The sequence below is a fragment of the Pseudorhodobacter sp. genome (assembly GCF_030452865.1).
In the GTDB taxonomy this organism is placed as follows: Bacteria; Pseudomonadota; Alphaproteobacteria; order Rhodobacterales; family Rhodobacteraceae; genus Pseudorhodobacter.
This window is the reverse complement of the sequence record NZ_JAKDLJ010000363.1, coordinates 1-3,630: the sequence shown is the minus strand read 5'-3', so window position 1 is coordinate 3,630 and position 3,630 is coordinate 1. Positions and strand designations below refer to the sequence as shown.

General features: G+C 57.2%; 4 protein-coding genes. 3 read left to right on the top strand and 1 reads right to left on the bottom strand.

Annotated features, from left to right (window positions below):
• Together L0H65_RS16345 and L0H65_RS16340 are read left to right on the top strand one after the other, a co-directional pair.
• Positions 1-931, top strand: a 931-nt coding sequence (locus L0H65_RS16345; RefSeq protein WP_301460240.1) for an MFS transporter, incomplete at its 5' end; no start/stop codon positions are given.
• A 75-nt stretch (positions 932-1,006) separates the two neighbouring features.
• Positions 1,007-2,029 carry an aspartate-semialdehyde dehydrogenase gene (locus tag L0H65_RS16340; RefSeq protein ID WP_301460238.1) on the top strand — a complete coding sequence of 341 codons (1,023 nt, stop codon included), beginning with the start codon at positions 1,007-1,009 and terminating at the stop codon, positions 2,027-2,029.
• A gap of 284 nt (positions 2,030-2,313) precedes the next feature.
• On the opposite strand, the gene L0H65_RS16335 is transcribed toward L0H65_RS16340, so the two are convergent.
• Complete coding sequence (locus L0H65_RS16335; RefSeq protein WP_301460237.1) at positions 2,314-2,961, bottom strand: carbonic anhydrase; 648 nt, start codon at positions 2,959-2,961, stop codon at positions 2,314-2,316.
• A 70-nt stretch (positions 2,962-3,031) separates the two neighbouring features.
• Here L0H65_RS16335 and L0H65_RS16330 point away from each other — a divergent pair, with 70 nt between their 5' ends.
• Positions 3,032-3,484 (top strand): hypothetical protein, encoded by a 453-nt coding sequence (locus L0H65_RS16330; protein ID WP_301460236.1) that lies wholly within the window; start codon positions 3,032-3,034, stop codon positions 3,482-3,484.
• Positions 3,485-3,630 lie beyond the last annotated feature (146 nt).

Below are 3,630 nucleotides of genomic sequence, written 5' to 3'. Positions count from 1 at the left end.
GGCGGCGCTGTTTGCGGTGGCGCAGGCGGCATGGCAGATCAATCTTGCGATGGCGTTGGTAGGGGGTGGTGGAGCGCCGGTGCTGGTCTCGGGGTATTACATTTTTGCGCGGGTCTTTTCGGCGCGGATGTTCGGCACGCTCGCAGGATTGATGATCGGTTTGGGCAGTCTTGGCAATATTGCCAGCTCGTTGCCATTGGCCTTTGCCGTGGAAGCCTTTGGCTGGCGTGGGACGCTGTGGGCTTTGGCGGCGCTGACATTCGTGCTGGCCGCTGGGATTTTGTTGCTGGTCCGCGATCCGGAGCGGTTGGGTCTGACGGTGAAAGGCTCTGTGCTGGAGTTGCTGCAAATGCCCGCCGTATGGCTGATCCTGCCCATTGTTGCGGTGAACAATCTGCCGATTGCCGGGCTGCGCGGATTGTGGGTCGCACCTTATCTGGAGCAGGTCTTTGGGCTGGATGCGACCGCGATCGGCAAGGTGACCTTGGCAATGGGGCTCGCGATGGTGCTGGGCAATCTGGCCTATGGTCCGCTTGACCGGCTGTTCGGCACCCGCAAATGGCTGATCTTTGCGGGCAATGCCTTGATGATGTTTGCCCTTGTCGCGCTATGCGCGTGGCCTGCGCGGACTTTGGGGTTCAGCACTTCGATGCTGGCAGCGGTTGGCTTTTTCGGTGCGTCCTTCCCGATGGTCATGGGCCATGGTCGGGCGCTGTTTCCGCCGCATCTGGTGGGGCGGGGCGTTACGCTGCTGAACTTCTTTGGCATCGGCACGATCGGCGTGATGCAGGTTGCCACAGGCCAACTCTATTCGCGGATGCAGGGGACGCAGGCGGAGGAGATCATATTTCCGGTGATTTTCGCGATCTACGCGATATTGATCGCTGTGGCGCTGGTCGTTTACCTTTTTGCGCAAGACCGCACCGATTGACGTAATGCGCCGTCCCCCCTTCCCCCTGCTGACCCTTTGCGCTATGGCGCAGCGATTGCATGAATGGAGGCCATGATGGGCTATAGAGTCGCTGTCGTTGGGGCCACGGGCAACGTGGGCCGCGAAATGCTGAATATCCTTGCGGAGCGCGAGTTCCCGGTGGATGAGATTGTGGCGCTTGCGTCACGCAAATCCATGGGGACCGAGATCAGCTTTGGCGATAAAACCCTGAAATGCAAAGACCTCGATACCTTTGATTTCACCGGTTGGGATATGGCGCTATTCGCCGTTGGGTCGGAGGCGACCAAGATTTATGCGCCGAAAGCGGCAAGCTCGGGCTGTGTCGTAATCGACAATTCCAGCCTCTATCGCTATGACCCGGATGTGCCTCTGATCGTGCCGGAGGTGAATGCCGAGGCGGTTCTGGGCTATCAGAAAAAGATGATCATTGCGAATCCGAATTGTTCCACCGCGCAGATGGTTGTGGCACTGAAACCCTTGCATGACCGCGCGAAAATCAAGCGGGTGGTGGTTTCCACCTATCAATCCGTTTCCGGTGCCGGGAAAGAGGGTATTGATGAGCTTTGGGACCAGACCAAGAGCATCTATAATCCGACGGACGACAAACCCGCCAAGAAATTCACCAAGCAGATCGCGTTCAATGTGATCCCGCATATTGATGTGTTTCTGGATGACGGTTCCACCAAGGAAGAATGGAAGATGGTCGCGGAGACCAAGAAAATTCTTGATAAGTCGATCAAGGTGACAGCGACCTGTGTGCGGGTGCCTGTGTTTGTCGGCCATTCGGAAGCGATCAATATCGAGTTTGAGAATTTCCTCGACGAACACGAGGCCCGCGATATCCTGCGTGAGGCGCCGGGCGTCATGGTGATCGACAAGCGCGAAGATGGTGGCTACATCACGCCGGTCGAATGTGTCGGCGATTACGCGACCTTCATCAGCCGTATCCGGCAGGACAGCACGATCGAGAACGGGATCAATCTGTGGTGCGTGTCGGACAACCTGCGCAAAGGGGCGGCGTTGAACGCGGTGCAGATTGCCGAGGTTCTGGGCCAGCGCTGCTTGAAAAAGGGTTAAGGCGAATGGCGGGGGGCGGGTTTATCCCAGCCCCCCAAGTTTCGATCAAGAGCGCCTTGTGCGCCTGCCGGTTTTTCGTGCGTATCTGGCATTGGAATTGAACGGCGGGTCGAGATAGATCAAGTCCACCGATGCGTCGGCGATGCGGTCGCGCAGCACGGTTGTCGCCATCGTAAAGATGTTTATCCATTTCGCGCCCTTGCTTTGCCTGTCTTGGGTTCAGCTTTCCATGTCCGGGTTAAGGCGGCGCTAACGCAAGCGGTTTGCGGGATCGCGTGCGCCGATCACACCACGACAAAGCTGCCTTTGGCGGGGTCATATTGTTCTAACAGGCCTTCTCCGGTGTCGGTCCAAAGACCGTGCAAGGTCAGCCGGTCATCCTCCACCGCGGCTTTCACGAAAGGGAATGTCATCAGATTTTCCAGCGACACAAGGACAGCTTCCTTTTCCAGCGCGCGGGTACGGTCTGCCTCCGGCACGTCTTTCACCCGCTCAAATCCGGGGCGCAGGATATCCATCCAGCGGCCGACGAAGCTTGTCTTTTCCAGAAGTTCCGGGGCCTGGCCGCAGCACATATCATGGCAGCCCTTGATTCCGCCACAATTCGAATGACCCAGCACAACGATATGGGCGACGCCAAGTGCCTGCACCGCAAATTCCACCGTGGCGGAGGTGCCGTGATTCTGGCCATCCGGCGTATAGGGTGGCACAAGACTTGCAATATTGCGATGAATGAAGAATTCGCCTTCATCCGCGCCGAAAATCGAGGTGACATGCACCCGACTGTCACAGCAGGAAATCACCATCGCGCGCGGATGCTGACCTGATTCTGCGAGACGACGATACCACGCCTTATTGTCCGCATAGGTTGTGGCTTGCCAACCATGATACCGCTGGACTAGATAATGTGGCAGAACTTTGGCACGATTCATCGCTCGCTCCTTGCATTTACGTTTGGCTTTCGTAATCTGTGTTTAACGAAAATTCGAGGGGTTTCGGGCATTGGCAGCAACCTTTTCTTCAACACCTCCGGTCATCCTGACCTCGGGTGTGAATGGAGGCTCGGGTGATATGAAGGCGATGATATTGGAATTGCGACCAAAAGACAGGGTGCATCAGGATGCGGCGCCAATCGCGCTGATCTACAAATCCATGGGGACCAAGGCCGCTGAGGAAGTTGTCAGCCGTGCGTTGGGCGAACTTGCCTTTGCGATGACCTCACTTGCGACGCTGGTGCGCGGCAGTGACCTCGCGGATGTTGCGCGGCAGTTGCGGCGTTTGCAGCGCATGGCGGAGCAGTTGGGGCTGGTCAGCCTTGGCAAGGTCGCCGGTGACGCCCAGAATTGTCTGCGCAACAATGATCTTGTGGCATTTCCGGCAGTCTGGGCGCGATTGGTCCGGGTCGCGGAATGCTCACTGGCCACCGAAACCGGTAGTGTGGACCAGCAGCGATAACTGAAGGTTTGATTTTATGGCGAAAATCGAACGGCATTTGTGATTTTGGGGATTAAGCCCCGCTTGAAAACCTCGTAGGCTTCCATCAGATCATTCTTGTTGGAGCTTGCATTATGCCCGAATTCGCCCCCGCTGACAGTGCCTCC

Excerpts from the sequence above, each read along its gene's own strand:
- L0H65_RS16335 (WP_301460237.1), bottom strand. The coding sequence starts at position 2,961 with ATGAATCGTGCCAAAGTTCTGCCACATTATCTAGTCCAGCGGTATCAT.
- L0H65_RS16340 (WP_301460238.1), top strand. The coding sequence starts at position 1,007 with ATGGGCTATAGAGTCGCTGTCGTTGGGGCCACGGGCAACGTGGGCCGC.